This window comes from Sandarakinorhabdus sp. (assembly GCF_987265915.1).
Map to the genome: position 1 here is coordinate 435,590 of NZ_OZ503948.1, position 19,528 is coordinate 455,117.

Annotated in this window: 16 protein-coding genes; 6 read left to right on the top strand and 10 right to left on the bottom strand. The window is 65.1% G+C overall.

Annotated elements, in window-relative coordinates; genetic code table 11:
• Positions 1–67: 67 nt before the first annotated feature.
• A complete protein-coding gene (locus AC6UUM_RS02140; RefSeq protein WP_500803706.1) occupies positions 68–499 on the top strand; it encodes a cupin domain-containing protein in 432 nt (143 codons plus the stop codon).
• 6 nt (positions 500–505) lie between these two features.
• On the opposite strand, the gene AC6UUM_RS02145 is transcribed toward AC6UUM_RS02140, so the two are convergent.
• The 9 genes from AC6UUM_RS02145 to AC6UUM_RS02185 form a co-directional block, all read right to left on the bottom strand.
• The gene (locus tag AC6UUM_RS02145; RefSeq protein WP_500803707.1) at positions 506–1,603 is read right to left on the bottom strand and encodes a peptidyl-alpha-hydroxyglycine alpha-amidating lyase family protein; all 1,098 of its coding nucleotides are present in this window, start codon (positions 1,601–1,603) and stop codon (positions 506–508) included.
• A gap of 26 nt (positions 1,604–1,629) precedes the next feature.
• A complete protein-coding gene (locus tag AC6UUM_RS02150) occupies positions 1,630–2,073 on the bottom strand; it encodes a c-type cytochrome (RefSeq protein WP_500803708.1) in 444 nt (147 codons plus the stop codon).
• 27 nt (positions 2,074–2,100) lie between these two features.
• On the bottom strand, positions 2,101–4,194 hold the full coding sequence (locus AC6UUM_RS02155; RefSeq protein ID WP_500803709.1) for an outer membrane protein assembly factor BamB family protein: 2,094 nt from the start codon (positions 4,192–4,194) through the stop codon (positions 2,101–2,103).
• Between the two features lie 44 nt (positions 4,195–4,238).
• A complete protein-coding gene (locus tag AC6UUM_RS02160; protein ID WP_500803710.1) occupies positions 4,239–5,234 on the bottom strand; it encodes a dihydrodipicolinate synthase family protein in 996 nt (331 codons plus the stop codon).
• Between the two features lie 126 nt (positions 5,235–5,360).
• On the bottom strand, positions 5,361–8,297 hold the full coding sequence (locus AC6UUM_RS02165; protein WP_500803711.1) for a TonB-dependent receptor domain-containing protein: 2,937 nt from the start codon (positions 8,295–8,297) through the stop codon (positions 5,361–5,363).
• 194 nt (positions 8,298–8,491) lie between these two features.
• Complete coding sequence (locus AC6UUM_RS02170) at positions 8,492–9,415, bottom strand: hypothetical protein (protein ID WP_500803712.1); 924 nt, start codon at positions 9,413–9,415, stop codon at positions 8,492–8,494.
• A 46-nt stretch (positions 9,416–9,461) separates the two neighbouring features.
• Entirely contained in the window at positions 9,462–11,114 is a 1,653-nt protein-coding gene (locus AC6UUM_RS02175; protein ID WP_500803713.1) for an NAD+ synthase, read from the bottom strand.
• 28 nt (positions 11,115–11,142) lie between these two features.
• On the bottom strand, positions 11,143–12,258 hold the full coding sequence (locus AC6UUM_RS02180; protein ID WP_500803714.1) for an L-lactate dehydrogenase: 1,116 nt from the start codon (positions 12,256–12,258) through the stop codon (positions 11,143–11,145).
• Positions 12,255–13,868, bottom strand: coding sequence for an amidohydrolase family protein (locus AC6UUM_RS02185; RefSeq protein ID WP_500803715.1), 1,614 nt, complete (start codon positions 13,866–13,868; stop codon positions 12,255–12,257). The genes AC6UUM_RS02180 and AC6UUM_RS02185 overlap by 4 nt, the downstream gene beginning before the upstream one ends.
• 61 nt (positions 13,869–13,929) lie before the next feature.
• Here AC6UUM_RS02185 and plsY point away from each other — a divergent pair, with 61 nt between their 5' ends.
• The 4 genes from plsY (at position 13,930) to AC6UUM_RS02205 (ending at position 17,410) form a co-directional block, all read left to right on the top strand.
• Positions 13,930–14,514, top strand: a complete 585-nt coding sequence (plsY, locus tag AC6UUM_RS02190) for a glycerol-3-phosphate 1-O-acyltransferase PlsY (protein WP_500803716.1) — start codon at positions 13,930–13,932, stop codon at positions 14,512–14,514.
• Positions 14,511–15,596, top strand: coding sequence for a DNA-processing protein DprA (gene dprA / locus AC6UUM_RS02195; RefSeq protein WP_500803717.1), 1,086 nt, complete (start codon positions 14,511–14,513; stop codon positions 15,594–15,596). Before plsY ends, dprA begins: the two co-directional genes overlap by 4 nt.
• Before the next feature lie 195 nt (positions 15,597–15,791).
• Positions 15,792–16,922 (top strand): ImmA/IrrE family metallo-endopeptidase, encoded by a 1,131-nt coding sequence (locus AC6UUM_RS02200; protein ID WP_500803718.1) that lies wholly within the window; start codon positions 15,792–15,794, stop codon positions 16,920–16,922.
• The gene (locus AC6UUM_RS02205; protein ID WP_500803719.1) at positions 16,922–17,410 is read left to right on the top strand and encodes a DUF4411 family protein; all 489 of its coding nucleotides are present in this window, start codon (positions 16,922–16,924) and stop codon (positions 17,408–17,410) included. Before AC6UUM_RS02200 ends, AC6UUM_RS02205 begins: the two co-directional genes overlap by 1 nt.
• A 174-nt stretch (positions 17,411–17,584) precedes the next feature.
• Here AC6UUM_RS02205 and AC6UUM_RS02210 read toward each other — a convergent pair whose 3' ends face one another.
• On the bottom strand, positions 17,585–18,145 hold the full coding sequence (locus AC6UUM_RS02210; protein ID WP_500803720.1) for a hypothetical protein: 561 nt from the start codon (positions 18,143–18,145) through the stop codon (positions 17,585–17,587).
• A 103-nt stretch (positions 18,146–18,248) separates the two neighbouring features.
• Here AC6UUM_RS02210 and AC6UUM_RS02215 point away from each other — a divergent pair, with 103 nt between their 5' ends.
• A complete protein-coding gene (locus AC6UUM_RS02215) occupies positions 18,249–19,457 on the top strand; it encodes a serine hydrolase domain-containing protein (RefSeq protein ID WP_500803721.1) in 1,209 nt (402 codons plus the stop codon).
• Positions 19,458–19,528 lie beyond the last annotated feature (71 nt).

The window sequence follows — 19,528 nt, forward strand, 5'->3', positions numbered from 1 at the left end:
CACGAACACAAAAATCATGGGCCGATTGCCGCCAGACAGGCGCGGCCGGTGATGGCATGGCTGCGTCATGATCCAGCACATTCTCATCGCCGCCGCCGCCGCCACCTTCGTCGCCATCACGCCCGCCACCATCCCTTGGGGGGCCACCGCGCCCGACGGCACGCGCTTTGCGCTGCTGGAAGGCCAGCGCGAGGTGGCGGGGCTGCAATTTTCCTATGCCTTCGCCTTGCCTGGCGGCGTGTGGGACAAACCGCACAGCCACAGCACCACCGCGCGCATCTTCGTGTTGAAGGGCGCGCTCAAACTTGGCTGGGGGGCGACGATGGACAAGGCGAAGGCGCAGCGTTTCCCGGCCGGCAGCTTTGTCGTGGTGCCAGCCGGCGCGGTGCATTTCGATGGCGCCGATGAAGAAGCGATCATCCTGGGCGTCGCCAGCGGCGTGTGGGCAACACGCTATGTCGATGGCGGCGCGGGATCGGCGGGGACACCGCCGCAATGAGCCGGCTTATTTGATCGGCACGTGCCTGGCGACCAGCCGTTCCTTCACCTGCGCGCCATAGATCACGCCGTTGCGATCGACGGTGATGCCTTCGGCGTTGCTGGTGGCGCCCTTGTCGGGTTCGGGTTCGGGATCGGGGATGAAGGCGATCACCTTGCCGTCCTTCACGCTGCCGATGCGGATGCCGCGCTGCCAGCCGGGGTTGTAACCATAGCCGACCGGCCGCCGGCTTTCGCTGTCGGCGCTGTAGAGCATGTCGTTCTTGTCGATGAACAGGCCCGACGGGCGGCCGAACTGTGTCCAGCTGTTCAGCAATTTGCCGGCCTGGGTGTAAACTTGCACGCGGTTGTTCCAGCGATCGCCGACATAGAGCAGGCCCTTTGAGTCCATGGCGAGCGCATGGGGCACTTCCAGATCGCCCTGGGCCTTGCCGGGTTGGCCCCATTGCATCAGGAATTTGCCGCTGGCGTTGTATTTCAGGATGCGGGCGACGCCGCGGTCGGCCTCGTGGCCATCGCTGACGAAGATGTCACCGTTCTTCGCGACCAGCACTGCGTTGGGTTCGGTGAATTCATCGGTGCCCTTGCCCTGGACACCGGGTTTGCCGAGCGTCAGCAGCAACTTGCCGTCAGGCGAGAATTTCATCACTGTGGCGCCCTTGCCAGGCACGGCGCGGGCGTCGGTCAGCCAGATATTGTCCTTGGCATCGATGGTGAACCCATGCGGAAACACGGTGAGGCCGCCGCCGAACGCCTTGAGAAACACGCCCTGCGCGTCGAATTCCATGATCGGATCGATATTGCTGGTGGCGCAGCTGTTGGCACCGCAGCGTTCGGCGATCCAGATATGGCCCTTGCTGTCCACACCCACGGCGCTGGTCGATCCCATGACGCGGCCGGGCGGCAGCTTGAAGAAATTCAGGTCCGTTCGGTAGGTATTGGGCTGCTTGTTGGTCTCGGCTGTCAGCGGCGCCGGTTTGGGCAGCGTGTCCACCGTCCATACCGGGCGCGGCGGCCCTGGTGGGCTGGTCGCGGCGGGCACCGCTTGTTGTGCGATGGCAGCAGTGCCGGCCAGCAACGTGGCGGCAACGAACAGGCTCTTCATCGATCCCCCTTTTGGCCCGCGGCAGTTCAGCTGCCGCTGTTGGCCGGTTTCTCTGCAGTGATGCCGATGGTGGCCAGTACTTCCGAACGGCGATCGAGGGGCTGGCCGCCGGCCGGGAAGCCGTTGTTTTTCAGCAGGAAGGCCAGCACATCGGCATATTCTTCGCGCGTCAGCGATTGCGGATCATTCTGCGGCATGGTGGTGCGCACGCGATCGAACAAATCGCCCACGGTCATCGTGTCCCAATGGCTGACGAATTCGCCGCCGATCAACGGCGGCGCTTCGCCGGTGCCATTCATGGCCGCGCCGTGGCAGGCGCCGCAACGCTGCGCGTAAACCGCAGCGCCGCGGGTCGCCTGTTCCGCTGTGAACACGCCCTGCCACACCGATTTCCCTGCCTCCTGGGCCAGGGCGGCACCCGCCAGCGCCACCGCGGCAACGACGGGCAGGATGATGGGCAGGCTACGCATGAACAATGTCCTCTGGTCGCTTCGCTGTTATCGCTTGTTGGGCAGCGCATAGGCGATGAATTCGCCCGATGCATTGCCGCCGCTGGTCGGCACGATGATATACTGCTTTCCGCCGATCATATAGGTCATCGGCGAACCCGATTGGGTGGACGGCATATAGACCGCGCCGACTTCCGCGCCGGTCTGCTTGTCATAGGCGCGCAGCATGGCGCCGCGCGGCCGGTCCGGCGTGGTGGTAAACTGGTTTTCGCCGGCAATCACCACCGATTTCGTCACCAGAGTGCCGATCTGATAGGTGGATTGGCCGGTGCGCGGGATGCCGCCCAGTGCCTTGATGGCCGGATGGTTGCGCACGAAATCCGGGGTTTCGCCGTGGGCGACCTGCCACTTGATCGTGCCGCTGTTTACATCGATCGCGCTGATCGTGCCATAGGGCGGCTTGACCAGCGGCAGGCCATCGACGGCGAGGCGCGGCGGGCCGCCAGCACCACCACCACCACCCGCAGCCGGCGCCGGGGCCGGGCTGTCGGCACCGGCACCTTCGCCAGGGCCCTTGATCATCACCACCGGCTGCCCGGCGACGCCGACGACCAGCGGAATGTCCGACAGGCCGGCGGGCGGCGGCAACAGGCCGGTGGAGGAGATGCAGGCGCCGCAAGCATAGACATAGGCGATGCCGGATTCCGGATCGAAGCTGCCGCCGGGCCAGTTGGTGCCGCCCTGCGCCCAGTTGTTGATCACGCCGAACTTCTCCGGCGTGGAAACGATCGGCGGGGTATAGACCGGGCCCAGCACATATTTGCCGGTCAACGCCACGGCCTTCGCCTTCAGATCTGGCGTGAAATCGATCAGATCCTTGTCCTCGACGCCGTTGCGGGCATAGACCGGCGGCTTCGACGGGATCGGCTGGGTCGGGCTATACCATTCGCCGGGCACATTGCCCTTGGCAACCTTGGTTTCCTTGATCGGCCACACCGGCTGGCCGGTGGCACGATCGAAGACATAGAAGAAGCCCTGTTTCGACGGCAGGCCCACCACCTTGCGCGGCTTGCCATCGACGGTCACATCCATCAGCAGCGGTGCCGAGCTGTTGTCCAGATCCCAGATTTCGTGATGGATCAGCTGGAAATGCCAGCGGCGCTCCCCGGTTTTCAGATCGACCGCCACCAGGCTGTTGCCGAACAGATTGGGGCCCGGGCGCTTGCCGCCGAAGAAATCCGACGTGGGCGATTCGACGGCGAGATAGGCGAGGCCCAGATCCTCATCTACCGACACCTGCGTCCACACGCCGGTGTTGCCGTTGATCTCGGCCGAATTGTTCAACCAGGTCTCATAGCCGAATTCGCCTTTCTTCGGCACGGTATGGAACGTCCAGATCCGCTTGCCGGTGCGCACGTCGAACGCACGCGCATAGCCCTTGGTGTTGTTGCTGGTCTTTGGCGTGAAGCCTTCGCGGAAGGCGGCGCCGATGATGATGGTGTTGCCCGAAACCGCCGGCGCCGAGTGCACGCCGACTTCACCGGTATCGAGATCGCCGAGATCCTGATCGAAATCGGTCTTCAGATCGACGACACCATTGGTGCCAAATTCCGGATCGGGGCGGCCGGTATCGGCATCCAGGCTGACCAGGCGATAACCGATGGTGACATAAAGGATGCGGCGCTTGGTGCCGTCGGTCCAATAGGACAGGCCGCGCCCTGACAGGGCACGCGGGGATTCGGCCGAACGCTTGCCTTCATGCAGCGCATACTGCCAGAGCAGTTCACCGGTGGCGCCGTTCAGCGCCACCACGGCGCGGCGGGTGCCGCCGGTGGTATAGATCACGCCGTCCACCGCCAGCGGGGTCGATTCCAGCTTATATTCCGGTCGCGAGCCCAGAATGTCGGTCTTGAAGCGCCAAGCGATTTCCAGGTCCTTGAAATTGCTGGCGTTGATCTGGTCGAGCGGCGAATAGCGGCTGCCCTTCAGATCGGCGTTGTAGGTGGTCCAATTGGCAACACCGGCCTGGGTGCGGGCGGCGATGGTGCCTTCCTTGGCCGGGGTTTGCGCCAGCGCGCCGGGCGCGGCGTTCAGCAGCAGTGCGGCGGCGATGGACAGCGGCAGGATACGGGTGATCTTCATCGGTCAGGTCTTTCGGTTGAGAACGGGCAAGGGGCGGGCGCGGCTCAGGCCAGCGCCGCCGCCTTTTCCACGCCGATCTTCAGGCTGGCCTTCTGCGCGTCGGTCAGCTGCGGATAGGGGGTGCGCGCGTACATCATCGGGCCGCCCATGCGCAGCGACAGCACATATTTCATGGACGCATAGGTGTTGGCGCCCATGTTGTGATCGCGGATCACCGTCTGCGCGGCGCGCAGCTTCTCCAGTTCGGCCTTCCAGTCACCCTTGGCGCGATAGGCCTTGAAGATGTTGGCGCACTTGTCGCTGAACTGGTTGCCGTCGGCCAGGATGGCGCCCATGCCGGCCGAAACCGCCGGGATCAGGTTGTTCGACGTGCCGCAACGCATGTTGAGTTCCGGGAAGCCGGCCAGGAACTGCGCAAAGCCCTCGGCGCTGCCCGATGAATCCTTGATACCGGCCAGATGCGGATATTTCATCAGATTCTTCAACAGATCGAGGGTGATGTTCACCTCCGAGGTGCCGGGGATGTGATAGAGATTGATCGGGATCGACACCGCTTCGAACAGGCGGGTGTAATAATCGGTCAGACCTTCGATCGGCGGCTGGTTGAAATAGAAGGGCGGTATGACCAGCAGGCCATCGGCGCCGACACTCTGCGCATGCTTGGCCAGATCGATGGTCTCGACGATGTTGGACGTGCCGGGGCCGACCATGATGTTCATGTTGCCCTTGTGCTTCATCGCCGTCTCGGTGATCAGCTTGCGCTCGGCCACCGAGAAGCTGGGGAATTCGCCGGAGGTGCCGAGCACCACGACGCCATCGGCGCCGCATTTCTGGTGCCATTCCATCACCGCCTTCATGGCGCCGGCATCGAACATGCCCTTGGCATCGCACGGCGTGACCGTGGCCACCCAGTAAGCGACCTTTTCCTTGGAGCCGAGACGGCGCGCGCCCCCCATCTGAGCGGCGGCCGGTGCAGCGGCCAGAGCGAGTGCGGTGGCAGCAGCAGCGCCAGCCATGGTTTCGCGACGGTTCAATTCCATGATCGTTCCTCCCCAAGAACGGCCGCCGTCTGTGCGGATATCGGCCGGTTGATTGCCATCATTGCGCCGGGCAAGCCATGCGGCAAGATGCTTGTGCCGCCGCCGGCCTGCCCAGCGTTCGTTTCATCAGAAATTCACACGCACACCGGCGCGATAGGCCCGGCCGATCGCATCATAGATGATGCCGTTGATCGGCGTGAAATAATAGCTCGTCTGCCCCTGGGTGGGGCCCGCAGCGACGTTGGGCGGCGCCTTGTTCAGCAGATTGTCGATCGTGGCGAAGAACTGGATGTTGTCGGTGAACTTCCAGCTGCCGCGCAGATCGACATAGGCGATGGCCGGCACCTTGTTGTCGTCCACATCCTTCGGCCCCCAGGCGCTGTTCAGCTTGGCGGCGCCGATGAAGCGGGTCTGTGCCGTCAGGCTCAGCGCATCCTTGTTCCAGGTGGTCGATGCGGTGAAGCGGGCGCGCGGGAAGCCGCTGCCGCCCAGATTGTCCGGCCCGATGGCGCCGGCCAGCCTGAAGGTGTTGCCCAGCTGCTGCTGTTCCAGCTTGAGAATGTAGCTGCCGAGCACGCGGAAATTGAGGTTGCCGCCCAGCGCCGGCACCGTCCAGTCGAGCTGATAATCGATGCCCGAGGTGGTCAGCTTGGCGATGTTGTTGGGGAAGGTGTTGATCTGGCTGAGCAACGGCTGGCCATTGCCACCTGCCGCACCGGCGAACACCAGCTGGCTGCAGAAGGCGGTTTCACCGGCGTTGCAGCGGGTCAGCACGTCATTGGCGCCCACCGCCACGATCGCATCCGACAGGGCGATGCGATAATAATCGATCGACAGGCTGAAGCGGTCGATGAACGAGGGTTGCAGCACCATCCCGGCGGAGAAGGTGCGGGCCTTTTCCGGGCGCAGCGCCGCATTGCCGCTGGCGAAGGTGAAGATCGACACGTTGACGTTGTTGCGCGGATCGACCGCCGACGACAGGGTGGACAGGCCGGTGGAGAACAGCTCGTTCAGGTTGGGGGCGCGGATATCGCGGGACAGGGTGGCGCGCACGCGCAGCCCATCAACAATATCCGAAAGCACACCCGCCTTCCAGGTGACGACGCTGCCGCTGGTCGAATAATCGGTGTAGCGCAGCGCGCCCGACACGTTCAGCGACTGGACGCCATTGTCCTTCAACAGCGGCACATCGACTTCGACAAAACCTTCCTTCACATTGTAACCGCCGGCAAAGCTGGGGAAGTTGGCCACCGAATAGATGCGGGCCTGGGCGCCGGGATCGTTGGTGATGGTGCCGCCTTCGGTGCGATATTCACCGCCGAACGCCACGGCGATCTCGCCAGCCGACAGGCCCGGCAGGGTGCCCTGCATGGTGAAGGCGGTGACCGTCTGGCGCAGTTTCTGGCGCTGGAAATTCTGGCCCGGCGCGACGTTGACATAGCGGATGGCCGCCTGGCTGGCGACGCCGGTGCCCAGGATGTTCAAAGGCGCGCAGGCCGGATCATCATTGGTGGTGATGGCATCGGCGTTGACCCGGCAGACGATCGCGCCGCCATTCGGCAACTGCACGGCATCGATGGCGCGGTTGAAATTGGCGATGATGGCGTTCGATTCGGTCTTCTGGAATACCGTCACGTCGCCGCGCTGGTAATAGGCGTTGTAGCTCCAGCCGCCGCCGATATCGCCTTCGGCGGTGAACACCCCGCGCATCAGCGAACGATCGGTGGTCGCCACCGGGATGCCGAGCGCATTAGCGGCGAAATTGTCATAGCTGAGCGTGTCGGCGGTGATGTTGTTCTGGTTGGTGGTGCCGACCTGGATGGCAGTCAGCCCCGCCGCGGTCATCTGGGCACGCACCGCCGCCGGCACGAACGGGTTGTCGATGCGGATGAACGGCGCCTGCGCGCCGATACGGATGAACGGCACCGAATTGTTGCGGCTGAAGGTGGCGCCATAATTGGCCTGCACCGACAGTTTCAGCCAATCGGCCACATCATAGCTGACCAGCCCGAACACCGATCCGGTGCGGTACTGGATGGCGAGGTTGTTGAGCGCGCCTTGCAGGGTTTCGGCGTTGGACGCGACCTGACCGGAGAAATTCGTGCCGCCAAAGGGCGACAATGTGCTGTTGGCGCCGAACTGCTGGTTCTGCAGCACGCTGGTCGTGGTCGATTGTCCCGCCGGGCAGGCGCCGGCTGCGGTGAGCGTCGCGCGGCAGCCGGCCACGATGAGCCCGCCGGTGGTGGCGCCGGCCAGGTTGACATTGTCGGCATGGATAAGGCGCGGTTCGCTGTTGGTGGTGGTGAAGGCCGGGTTGTTGACCAGCTGGCGATATTTGTTCCAGCCGCGTTCGTTGGCGAAGATGTTGCTGGGGGCGTTGAAGAAGTTGCCGGCCACGATCACCCGGCCGCGATCATCATCGAACCCGGTGCCGAACGCGGCTTGGGCGCGATAGTTGAAGCGATCGAAGGCATAGCTGTCGCCGGCCTCGATGCTGGCCTTCAGGCCATCGAATTTCGTGTTAAGCACCAGGTTGACCACGCCCGATACGGCGTCAGACCCCCAGGCGGCCGAAGCGCCCGCGGTCACCACGTCGATGCGCTGCACCAGCGCGGTGGGCATGGTGCCGATATCGACCTGGCCGGTGACGTTGGACTGTACGACGCGCTGGCCATTGAACAGCACCAGCGTGCGGGTGACGCCCAGGTTGCGCAGGTTGACGGTATCAAGCCCGGTGATGCCGGCCACGATATTGCCGGCGCCCGACGTGTTGTTCGGTGACGCCGACGATCCGACCGCCGGCAGTTCGCGGATGGCATCGCCGATGGTCGGCTTCGCGTCGCGCAGGATCAATTCCTCGCTGACCACGGTGACCGGCGTCGGCGCGGTGTAGCCCGATGCGGTGATGCGCGATCCGGTAACCACGATGGTTTCGTTGGCCGTGTCTTCCGGAGCCGCAGCGGCGGCCGGCGCTGCCGGTGCGGCGGCTTGCTGCGCGGCGGCCATGGCCGGCCAGGCCAGAGCGGTGATGAGTGCCAGACGTGAAACGGCAATTGCGGCCATGATCCCTTACCCCCAAGGTGCGACCACATGTGATGGGGCAGATTGATCCCACCAACGGGCCGAATGCTGTTGAAAACCAACACCCGTGGCGGCCTGCTGGCGTGCCGTCTCACAGACTCGCAAGTCCTATCATCTGTGCGGCATGGCCACAAGTGTTCGCTGACCGAACCGTCAAATGCAATTGACGGTTGCGTTCAAGGGCTTGCGGCGGGGCCTGGACAGGTCAGCAGCAACTGGCCGGTTTCGCGCCGCCAGCGCAGGCTGGCGCAGCGGCCCAGCACGTCATCGCCCAGCTTCAGCACCGGCCAGCCGCGCTGGCGCCCGCGCCGGCCGATCACGGTGAGCCCGGTGCGATCGTTGCCGGCATCGGGCGGCAGATCGGCCGCACCCGCCCAATCGAACAGCCGCACGTCCACGCTGGTCACCGCCAGGCCGGCAATCATCACCGGCGTATCGAGCAGCAGCCGGCGCACTGGCCGAGCGACGCCAAATCCGATCACCACCCGCCGCACCGGGCCATCCAGATGCCCGCCGCCGGCCTGCGCCAGCCGGCTGGCCGCCGCCACGCTGGCCACGCTGGCCACACCGGCGGGGCGCAGATTGTGCAGCTCCACCTCGATACGTCCGGCGCCAGCGGGCAGCGGCCAATCAAAGCCCAGCGCGCCGCTGTTGCCGCCGATGCGCGCCGGCATGGTCACCATGTGATCCTGCGGGCCAGCTGCGCGCCGGCTGATCCGCACGTCGCCATAGGGCAGCAGCGGCAGGCCAATCACGCCGTCGCTGCCCGGTGCCTGGCCATCGGGCGCCGCCGCCGGCGCCAGCACGCGTGCCGGCAGGGCCTGCCCGGCAATCACCAGTGTCTCGCGGCTGAACGGCACCGCCAGCGGCACCTGGCCCACCGATACCTGGAACAGCCCGCGCCGCACCGGCTTGCCATCGGGTCGCGCCTCCCCCGCCAGCCCGAGCCGGCGATGGGCTTGCGCGCCGAGCAGCACCACCGGGTCTGCACCGAAATCCACCGTCAGCAGCACATCCTGCCCGGCGATTTGCGCGGCGATCACCGGGCGATCGGCCGGCAGATCAAGGGCGGGCAGCGGCGGGGGCAGCGAGGGCAGCAAAGGCGGCCCCTTCGCCATCGCCGGCACCGCAACAAGCCAAAGCAGGCTAAGCCGTGCGAAACGCATTGCTGATCGGGTAGCGCCGGTCACGGCCGAAGTTTCGGCCACCGATCTTGACGCCCGGCGGGGCCTGGCGGCGCTTGTATTCGGCAATGTAGAGCAGGCGCTCGATGCGGGCGACGGTGGCGGCATCCAGCCCCTGTGCCACCAGATCGGCCGCCGCTTGTTCCTGTTCCACCAGCCCGTGCAAGATCGCATCGAGCAGCGGATAGGGCGGCAGGCTGTCCTCGTCCTTCTGGTCGGGGCGCAATTCGGCCGAAGGCGGCTTGCTGATCACCCGCGCCGGCATCACCGCACCAGCGGGGCCGATGCCGAGGCGCGGCGCGTTGGCATTGCGCCATTCCGACACGCGAAACACGGTCATCTTGTACAGATCCTTCAGCACCGAATAGCCGCCGGCCATGTCGCCATAGATGGTGGCATAACCAACGCTCATCTCACTCTTGTTGCCGGTGGTCAGCAGCATGTGGCCAAATTTGTTCGACAGCGCCATCAGCGTGACGGCGCGGATGCGTGACTGGATATTCTCCTCGGTCAGATCGGGCGTGCGGCCAGCGAACAGCGGGGCCAACATGGCATCATAAGCCAGCATCGCCGGTTCGATGCGCACCGTATCGAGCCGGCAGCCCAGCAGGCGCGCACATTCGGCGGCGTCGTCCAGGCTCTCCTGGCTGGTGTAGGGGCTGGGCAGCATCACGCACCACACCCGGTCGGCCCCCAGCGCATCGACGGCGACCGCGGCCGACAGCGCCGAGTCAATGCCACCCGACAGCCCGAGCACCACGCCGGGGAAGCGATTGCGGTTCACATAATCGCGCAGGCCGACCAGCATGGCGTGGTAGATGTCCGCCGGGTCTTCGTCAGGCGGGCTGAGCAGGCCGGGTTCGCACGCCCAGCCGGCGGAACCGCGCTGCCAGTTGGTGACGCGGATGGTTTCGTCCCAATCGGGCAGCCTGTGGGCGTAGCTGCGATCGGCATTCAGCACGAACGACGCGCCATCGAACACCAGTTCATCCTGCCCGCCAACGCGGTTGAGATAGGCCATAGGCAGGCCGGTTTCCGTGACCCGCGCCACGCTCACCGACAGGCGCTGGTCGCCCTTGCCGACTTCATAGGGGCTGCCATTGGGCACGATCAGCAGCTCGGCGCCGGTTTCAACAAGGCATTCGCACACATCGGGCAGCCAGATATCTTCGCAGATCGGCACGCCGATCCGCACCCCGCGCACCACCAGCGGGCCGGGCAGCGGGCCACTGTCGAACAGGCGCTTTTCATCGAACGTGCCATAATTGGGCAGCTCATGCTTGCGGGTGATGCCGGCGATGCGCCCGCCATCGAGCAGCAGCATGGCGTTGAACAAATTGCCGTTCTCGGCCCAAGGCGCGCCCACCAGCAGCGCGGGGCCGCCGTCTGCAGTGGCGGCCGCCAGCCGCTCCACCTGCACGCGCGCTGCCGCGACCAACGCCGGTTTCAGCACCAGATCTTCGGGCGGATAGCCGACGATGCTGAGTTCCGGCGTTACCAGCAGATCGGCGCCAACCGCCTGCGCGCGCGTCTGCAATATGGCATCGGCATTGCCGGCCACATCGCCAACACTGGCATTCAACTGGGCAAGGGCGATGGTCAGCCGGTCGGTCATTGCAACAGCGTTACAAGGCTTTGTCGTGTCAGGCCAGCCGGGTGCGACCCGTCAGCGCCATGGCGGTTTCCAGCTCGGCGCGGATCAGCGCCAACATGTGCGCCACCCCGGCCTGGCCGCGCGCGCCCAGCGCCCACACCCACGGCCGGCCGATCAGTACGGCGCTGGCGCCCAGGCTGACATAGCGCAGCACATCCAGGCCCGACCGCACGCCGCCATCGGCCAGCACCGGCACGCAGCCGCCCAGCCGATCCAATATCGCCGGCAGCGCCTTCACGGCCGACATCGCGCCGTCCAGTTGCCGGCCGCCATGGTTGGACACGACAATGGCATCGGCGCCGTGCTGCACCGCCAGCGCGGCATCGTCGGGGTGGAGAATGCCCTTCACGATCAACGGCCCCGGCCACAGCGACCGCACCCAGGCCAGCCGTTCCCAATCGGCGCTGGCATCGAAATTGCGCGCCAGCCAGCCGAGATAGTCGCTGAGCGGCGCCTTTGCCCCCACCAGCTGCGCAAGATTGCCCATCGCCACCGGCCCGCCCAACAGGCCGACATCCACCGCCCAACGCGGCCGCGCCGCCACCTGCGCAGCGCGGTGCAGCCAGCCGGCAACGCCCGGCGCGCCCGACAGGCTGGAGCGCACATCGCGATAACGCGCGCCCGGCATCGGCAGATCGACGGTGAGCACCAGCGCCTGGCATTGCTGCGCCTGCGCCGCCGCAATCATCGCTTCGTTTGCGCCGCGATCCCTCACCAGATACAGCTGATACCAGGGCGGTGCGCCGGCGCCCTGTGTCACCTCGGCAAGGCTGCACACCGACACGGTGGACAGCGCCATCGCCACCCCCGCATCGCGCGCCGCCCGCATTGCCTGCACTTCGCCGCGTCGCGCATGCAGCCCGGCCAGGCCCACCGGCGCCAGCACCACCGGCATCGCCAGCCGCTGGCCGAGCAAGGTCACCGCCGTTTCGATGCGCGACACATCCACCAGCACCCGCTGATCCAGCTGCACCGCTGCCAGATCAGCAATGTTCGCCGCCAGCGTGGTTTCGGCATAGCTGCCGCCATCGGTGTAATCGAACAAAAATCGCGGTACGCGGTCCCGGCTGATCGCGCGGTAATCGTGGATGCTGGCGGGGGTCACTGCGCCGCCTTGGCCCCCGAATTGGCTGCCGCCTTGGCCGCCGCCACCTGGGCCTCCACGCTGCGCAGGATCGCCGGCACATCATGGACGATGCCGTCGCGGATGGTCCAGCGGATGCCACCTTTCACCACCGTGGTCTGCGTGGCCTCATCCAGCCGGGCAAAGCCGGTGCCGTACAGCGTTTTCAGATTGTTCAGCGGGTTTTCCGGCACCACGATCAGATCGGCGCGCATGCCCACCCGCACCAGACCGAAGTCCGGCTCGCGGCCCTTGGGCTCTTCCAGGGTGCGGGCGCCGTTGATGGTGGCGGCCTGGATCACCTCCAGCGGCGCAAAGCCAGCCTCGCGCAGCAGTTCCAGTTCGAGGATATAGCCAAAGCCCCAAGTCTGCCAGATGAAGCCGGGATCGGAACCGGTGGTGACGCGCCCGCCGATATTCTTGTAATCATTCACCAAACGCATGTAGCGGGTGTAGAATTGCCGCCATTCATATTCGCGCTCAGTCGTCCATTCGAAGAAATAGCTGCCATGGTTGTCGCGGTTGGATTCGAAGAATTTCGTCAGGCTGGGCAGCGTGTAGCGGTCATGCCATTCGGCGCGTTGGGCGCGCATCAGATCGCGGCTGGCGCTGTAGATGTTGAAGGTGGGATCAAACACCACGCCGCTGGCCTTTTGCGCCTGCAGATAGGCCTGCCATTCCGGCCCGCCCGGTTCATGAATCTGGTTCCAGATCTCGGCGATGCCGCCAAAGCGCATCTGTTCATCGTTGAAATTATAATTGGCTGGCGTGTCCTGCACGCGGCGGCCATCGAGCAAGCTTTCGAAATGGCCATAGAAATGCGTGATGGTGCCCAGGCCCGCCGCAGCCGCATCGCGGGCGTTGAATTCGGCAATGTTGGGCTGCGACAGGTGCGCAACGGTGCCGAGGCCCAGCTTTTTCGCCTCGTCAATCGCTGCGCGATCGATCGCCGGCGTTTCATCGTCGCGGTTGAAGAATTTGATGCCATCGATGCCCACGCTTGCCGCCCAGCGCACCCATTCGCGCGCTTTCTCCGGCGTCAGCACCCGCCCGCCCTTCCAGCCGGCCGACGCGCCGGAACCCAGCGTCTGATACACATACATCCGCGGCGCCATGATCTCGCCAGCGGCGGCGCGCTTCTGATCGGCGAGCGCGCGGGCGGTGTCGCGGCCAAAGAAGGACACGCCGCGCACCGTGGTGACACCATGCGCCAGCCACAGTTTCCAGGCGTAATCCGGCGTGTCCATCTTGTTGGGATCGCCCTGGTGGCCGTGCATGTCGACAAAGCCCGGCAGCACATACATGCCGGTGGCGTCGATTTCCCGGGTCGGATTGGCCGGCGGGCGATTGGCACGCATCGGCAGGCCCGGCGTGCCGGCGCTGCGGATATCGGTGATGCGGCCTTGCGTGATGATGATGTCGGCGGGGCCCTGCGGCGGCCCGCCGTTGCCGGTGATGATGGTGGCGCCGCGGATCACCAGCGTTTCATACGGCCCGGCGGCCAGCGCCGGGTCGCGCGGCGCGGAGGGCTTCATCTGCGCGGTGGCAGCAGTGGCGGCCAAGGCAACGGCAAGTGCAAGCAATGTCTTCATGGCAACCCCCTGATGCTGCGCAGCATAGACGCGGCTTTTTCGCGCCGCTAGGCTGTCAATCATGCAATGGATCGCGCTTCTGATTGGTTATGTCCTGGGCTCGATCCCGTTCGGCCTGCTGCTCACGCGGATGATCGGCATCGATATACGCCAGGTGGGCAGCGGCAATATCGGCACCACCAATGTGCTGCGCACCGGCAACAAGGGGCTGGCGGCGGCGACGTTGCTGCTCGACGCCGGCAAGGGCGCGGCCGCCGTGCTGATCGGGCGGGAACTGGGCGGGGAAATGGCGGCGATCATGGCCGGCACGGCGGCGTTCATCGGCCATTGCTTCCCGGTGTGGTTGAAATTCCGTGGCGGCAAGGGCGTGGCGACGATTCTGGGCATCACCTTGGCGGCGGCGCCCCTGGCCGGGGTGATTGCCCTGGCGACGTGGCTGGGCGGAGCGCTCATCACCCGCTATTCCAGTGTGGGCGGCATGCTGGCGGCGCTCGCCTGCCCGCTGGCCGCCTGGGCGGTGCGCGACAATATCGGCTGGGCCATCCATCTGGCGCCGCTGGCGGCGCTGCTGATCTTCCTGCACCGCGACAATCTCAAGCGGCTGGCCGCCGGCACCGAATCGAAAATCGGGCAAAAGGCCAAATGAGCCTGCCGGCGGACGCTGTTTCGCGGCTGCGGCTGATCCGCACCGACAGCATTGGCCCGGTCACTTATCGGCAACTGGTGGCGCGGTTCGGCAGCGCAGAGGCGGCGCTGCACGCGCTCCCCGATCTGGCGCGGCGCGGCAACCGGCACTTGAGCATCTGCGCAATCGACGTGGCCGAAGCCGAACTGGCCACCGCCGCCCGGCTGGGCGCGACCCTGCTGTTCATCGGCACGCCCGACTATCCGCCGCTGCTCGCCCGCACCGAAACCGCGCCGCCGGTGCTGTTTGCGCATGGGGATACCGCGCTGCTCGATCGGCCGGCAGTGGCCATCGTCGGCGCGCGCAACGCCAGTGCGGCCGGCGTGCGCTTTGCCCGGCAACTGGCCATCGATCTGGGCGAAGCGGATTTCGTCGTGGTCTCCGGCCTGGCGCGCGGCATCGACGCGGCGGCACATGTCGCGGCGCTGGATCGTGGCACCATTGCCGTGGTCGCCGGCGGCATCGATGTGCCCTACCCGCCCGATCACGCCGATCTGATGGCGAAAATCGCCGAACGCGGCCTGGTGGTGGCCGAACAGCCGCCGGGCATCGAACCCCAAGCCCGCCACTTCCCCCGCCGCAACCGCATCATCGCCGGCCTGGCGGCCGGCACCATCGTGGTGGAGGGCGCCCCCAAATCCGGCAGCCTGATCACCGCCCGCATCGCCGCCGAACTGGGCCGCGAAGTCATGGCCGTCCCCGGCTCCCCCCTCGATCCGCGCGCTCAAGGCTGCAACCTGCTCATTCGCGAAGGCGCCACCCTGATCCAGGGCGCGGCCGACGTGCTGGAGGCGCTGCACACCCTGTCGGGCCAACCCGCGCTGCCGCTGCACGTATCGGAGTCCATGCCCGCGCCAGCCCTCGTGGCCGAACCCGACGCGCGGCGCGCCGTGGTCGCCCTGCTGTCGCCCACCCCGGTGCAGATCGACGAACTCGTCCGCCAATCCGGCCTGCCCGCCGCCCAAGTGGCAACGGTGCTGCTCGATCTGGAACTGGAAGGCGCGCTGGCGCGGCACGCCGGCGGGCGGGTGGCGTTGGGGTGAGACTGTGATAAGCTGTCGAAATCACCAACCATTGCATACTTGGCAATAGTGATGGCAGCACCTGCGGTATGGATCGGAATATCTGGAGTTCGTTGATAGGCGAGATGCGCCGGTGGTTCGAAAGAAAGCTAGGCAAACGGGCTTTCAGCGTTAAATGGTAGCAACATGACAAGGGTTGCAGTCAGGCCAGAGTTGTTGCGCTGGGCCCGCGAGCGAGCGGGTATCTATGACGTAGATGACCTTGCTGACACCTTGCCGAGGCTAGCCGACTGGGAAGCCGGAACGGTTCAACCGACCATTCGTCAGTTGGAGGCGTTCGCGAGGCGGGTCCATGTTCCGTTCGGCTACTTGTTTCTGCTGGAGCCGCCCGACGAGCCTCTCCCTATTCCTGACTTCCGCACACTGGACGGGCGAGGAGTGAGTCGCGCGAGCCCGGAAATGCTAGATATGATTTATGCTTGCCAGGAGCGCCAGGCTTGGTTCCGAGATTATGCTATCGCTACTCGGCTACCAGAATTGGAATTTGTGGCTAGTTCAGACCTCCGCCAGTCACCAGCGACGGTTGCCGCTGAGATGTCGGAACGCCTTGATTTCAGTATTTCTGCACGCGCTACATGCAGCACTTGGGAAGAAGCACTTCGACACTTCGCTAGACAAGCTGAATCTTCAGGCATACTAGTGATGATTAGTGGCATCGTACTTTCCAATACACATCGACCGCTAGATCCTCGCGAGTTTCGGGGCTTTGCATTGGTTGACTCGCGAGCGCCATTAGTATTCATTAACGGCGCTGATAGTAAATCAGCGCAGATGTTTACCCTCGCGCACGAGTTGGCTCACATATGGCTAGGAACTTCGGCTCTATCTGACTTGAGCGCGATTCCCGTAAATGGCCATCGCCGCGAGGAAGTCTGGTGCAATGCTGTTGCGGCAGAATTACTCGTGCCACTTGATGCAGTTCGCGCCAGCGTGCGAACGAACGAAACACTTGACCAATCTGTCGAGCGTTTGAGGCGACAGTTCAAGGTTAGTGCGCTTGTGGTTCTGCGACGCTTGCTTGACGCCGGCGTGATCAGTCGTGACGTCTTTGATCGGGCTTGGACGGCGGAGCGAGAGCGATTGGACCAGTTTGAAGCTAGAAGGGATTCGAAGGGGGGTGATTTTTACCGAACCACCCTATCACGAGTTGGAAAGCGGTTTGCTCGGGCAGTTGTGGAGAGTACGCTTGAAGGCCAGACGTTGTATCGTGATGCGTTTCGCATGCTTGGCGTAAGCAAGACTGAAACCTTTAACACAATTGGCGAACAAGCAGGAGCCGTAATTTAATGCGCTACCTCCTTGACACTAATGTCTTCATTCAAGCACGTAATCTCCATTACGGATTCGACTTTTGTCCGGCTTTCTGGGCATGGCTCGCTGTGCAAAATGCGGCTGGAGTGGTTGGAAGCATAGACCGTGTTGCTGGAGAACTTATTGACGATGACCTTTCGGCTTGGGCAACTGCCCAAGGTCAGCAGTTTTTCGTCGCCGCAGACGATCAGGTGGTGCCAGCGCTTGGTCAGGTTAGTGCATGGGCCACCGGTCAGACATACGAACGTGCTGCCATAGCGACCTTCTTGCAAGTCGCTGACTATTGGTTGGTGGCCCACGCTTTGGCCAAGCAGTGTGTTGTAGTTACACATGAGGTACCTGCCGAAACTATACGTAAGATAAAAATTCCAAATGCCTGTCTTGGTCTCAATATCACGTGTATTAATCCGTACGAAATGTTGCGCCGCGAACGAGCACGATTCATTCTTCATGGAGAGACATAGTAAATTCTGGTTTTGATGAACCCGAGGAATTTTACAGGTTTCAGGCTTTCAATTGAAGAAAATAGAATTTTCTGATTGTAATTCCTCTGCGACCCCGCCCTCATGAGGCCCCTCGCCCTGTTACCTCACCTTAGCGCAAAGACTGACGGCCAACATGCAGCGCCAATCCCCACATCAAACCCGCACCGCCGCCACATGCACCAGATGCCGCGGCTCCGTCGCCGTCCCGCGCGGGCGATAGCGGTCGATCACGACGCGCAGGTCTGTGATCAGCGCCAAAGCGTCGGTGCGGGAGAGGCCGGTGTCGAGCCAGAGTTCGAGGCTGGGGCTGGGCGCGGCTTCGGTGCGGAGCAACTGCATGCGCGGCTGCTGGCCGTCGTGGCTGAACAATATGCCGTGCAGGCTGCGCGCCAGTTGATCGTCCAGCGCGGTGCGCAGCAGTATGTTCAGGCCGGCGCCGGGCAGTTCGGTGAGATGCTCGGCCGGCACGAAGAAGCGGTGGGCGGCGGCGCGGTAGTGCTTGATCACGCGGCCGGCGCGGCGGTCTTCGCGCTCGATGCTGATCAGGCCCAGCGCGCGCAATTTGCCGACATGGTAATGCGCCAGGCTGAGCGGCATTTGCAGCGTGCGCGCCAGCGCCGACAGCGGCAGGGCGGCGGGGATCAGCGCCTCGACAATGCGGCGGCTGCGCGCGGCGGCGAACACGGCGGCGGCGGCCGGGGTGGTGATGGTCATCTCGTCCTGCATCATCGCGCCCCTATCGCCAATTCCTGTTCAACTAGAGCGGTCGCTATTGAAGTAGAAGGGCGATCATGGTCGCGCGAGGTTCAAGAGGAGAATGATGATGGGGAATATCCTGTCCGCTGCGGCGGGCCTGATCATGGCGAGCGCCGCGGCGGCGCAAGGCCCCGCTGCAACCGATGCGGCGGCTTTGCGCGCCTGCGCGGCACAGCTGGCCAGGGCGGGCGATTTTTCCGGGGTGATCGCGATCGCTCGGCCGGGCGGCGGCTTCACCCACAGCGCCGGCGTGATGGCCGGGCCGGGCAGCGCGCCGATTACCGCCGATGCGCGCTTCAACCTGGGATCGGCCACCAAGATGTTCACCGCCGTCGCGGTGGCGCAGCTGGTGGAGGCCGGCAAGATCGGCTTTGACGATCCCATCGGCCGCCACCTGCCCGGCCTGACCCCGGAAGCCGCCGCGATCACCGTGCGCCAGTTGCTCACCCACAGCAGCGGGCTGCCGGATTTCTACGCGCCCGAAAATCTGCCGGCGATGCAACGGGCGCAACGGCTGGCCGATCTGCTGCCGTTGGTGGCCGGCGCGCGGCCGGGCTTCGCGCCGGGATCGCGCTTTGACTATTCCAATACCGGATTCCTGCTGCTCGGCCTGATGATCGAGCGGGTGTCGGGCCAGGATTACGGCCTCTATCTCGCCGATCATGTGTTTGCGCCGGCCGGCATGACCGCATCGGGCCTGACGCCGCCGCCGCAGCGTGCGGTGGGCATGACGACCATGCCGGAGATGCCGGTAGGGATGATGGGGCCGCCCCCCGGGCCGCCTTCAGGCCCGATGATAGGGCCGCCGCCCGGAGCGCAGATGGGCCCACCCCCCGGCGGCATGATGATGCCGCCCCCCGGCCCGCTGCGCCCCGCGCCAGAGGCGGCGTTGATGGGTACGTCGGCGGGCGGCAGTTTCAGCACGGCGGCCGACATGCAGCGCTTCTTCGCCGCCTTCCAGGCCGCCAAGCTGACCAGTGCGGCCATGCGCGATCAGTTGCTGACGCGGCAGATCGACATCCCGGGGCCGCCCGGCCGGCCGCCGCTTGGCCACGCGCTGGGGCTTGGCATCGGTGACTATCGCGGCCACCGCTGGTTTGGCCACAATGGCGGCACGCCGGGCGTGAATGTCGAAACCATGGCCTTCCCGGATGATCAGACCAGCGTGGTGGTGCTGGCCAATCGCGATCCGCCCAGCGCCATGGCGCTGCTGCGCGCGTTGCTGCCCGTGGTGATCGGCGGCGCGCCTTGCCCGGCGCCGCCGGCCTGACGCTACGCCGCCCGCCTGAGCCTGCGGCGGCTGGCCGCTTGACGAGAGCTGCAACCCGCCGCCACCCTCGC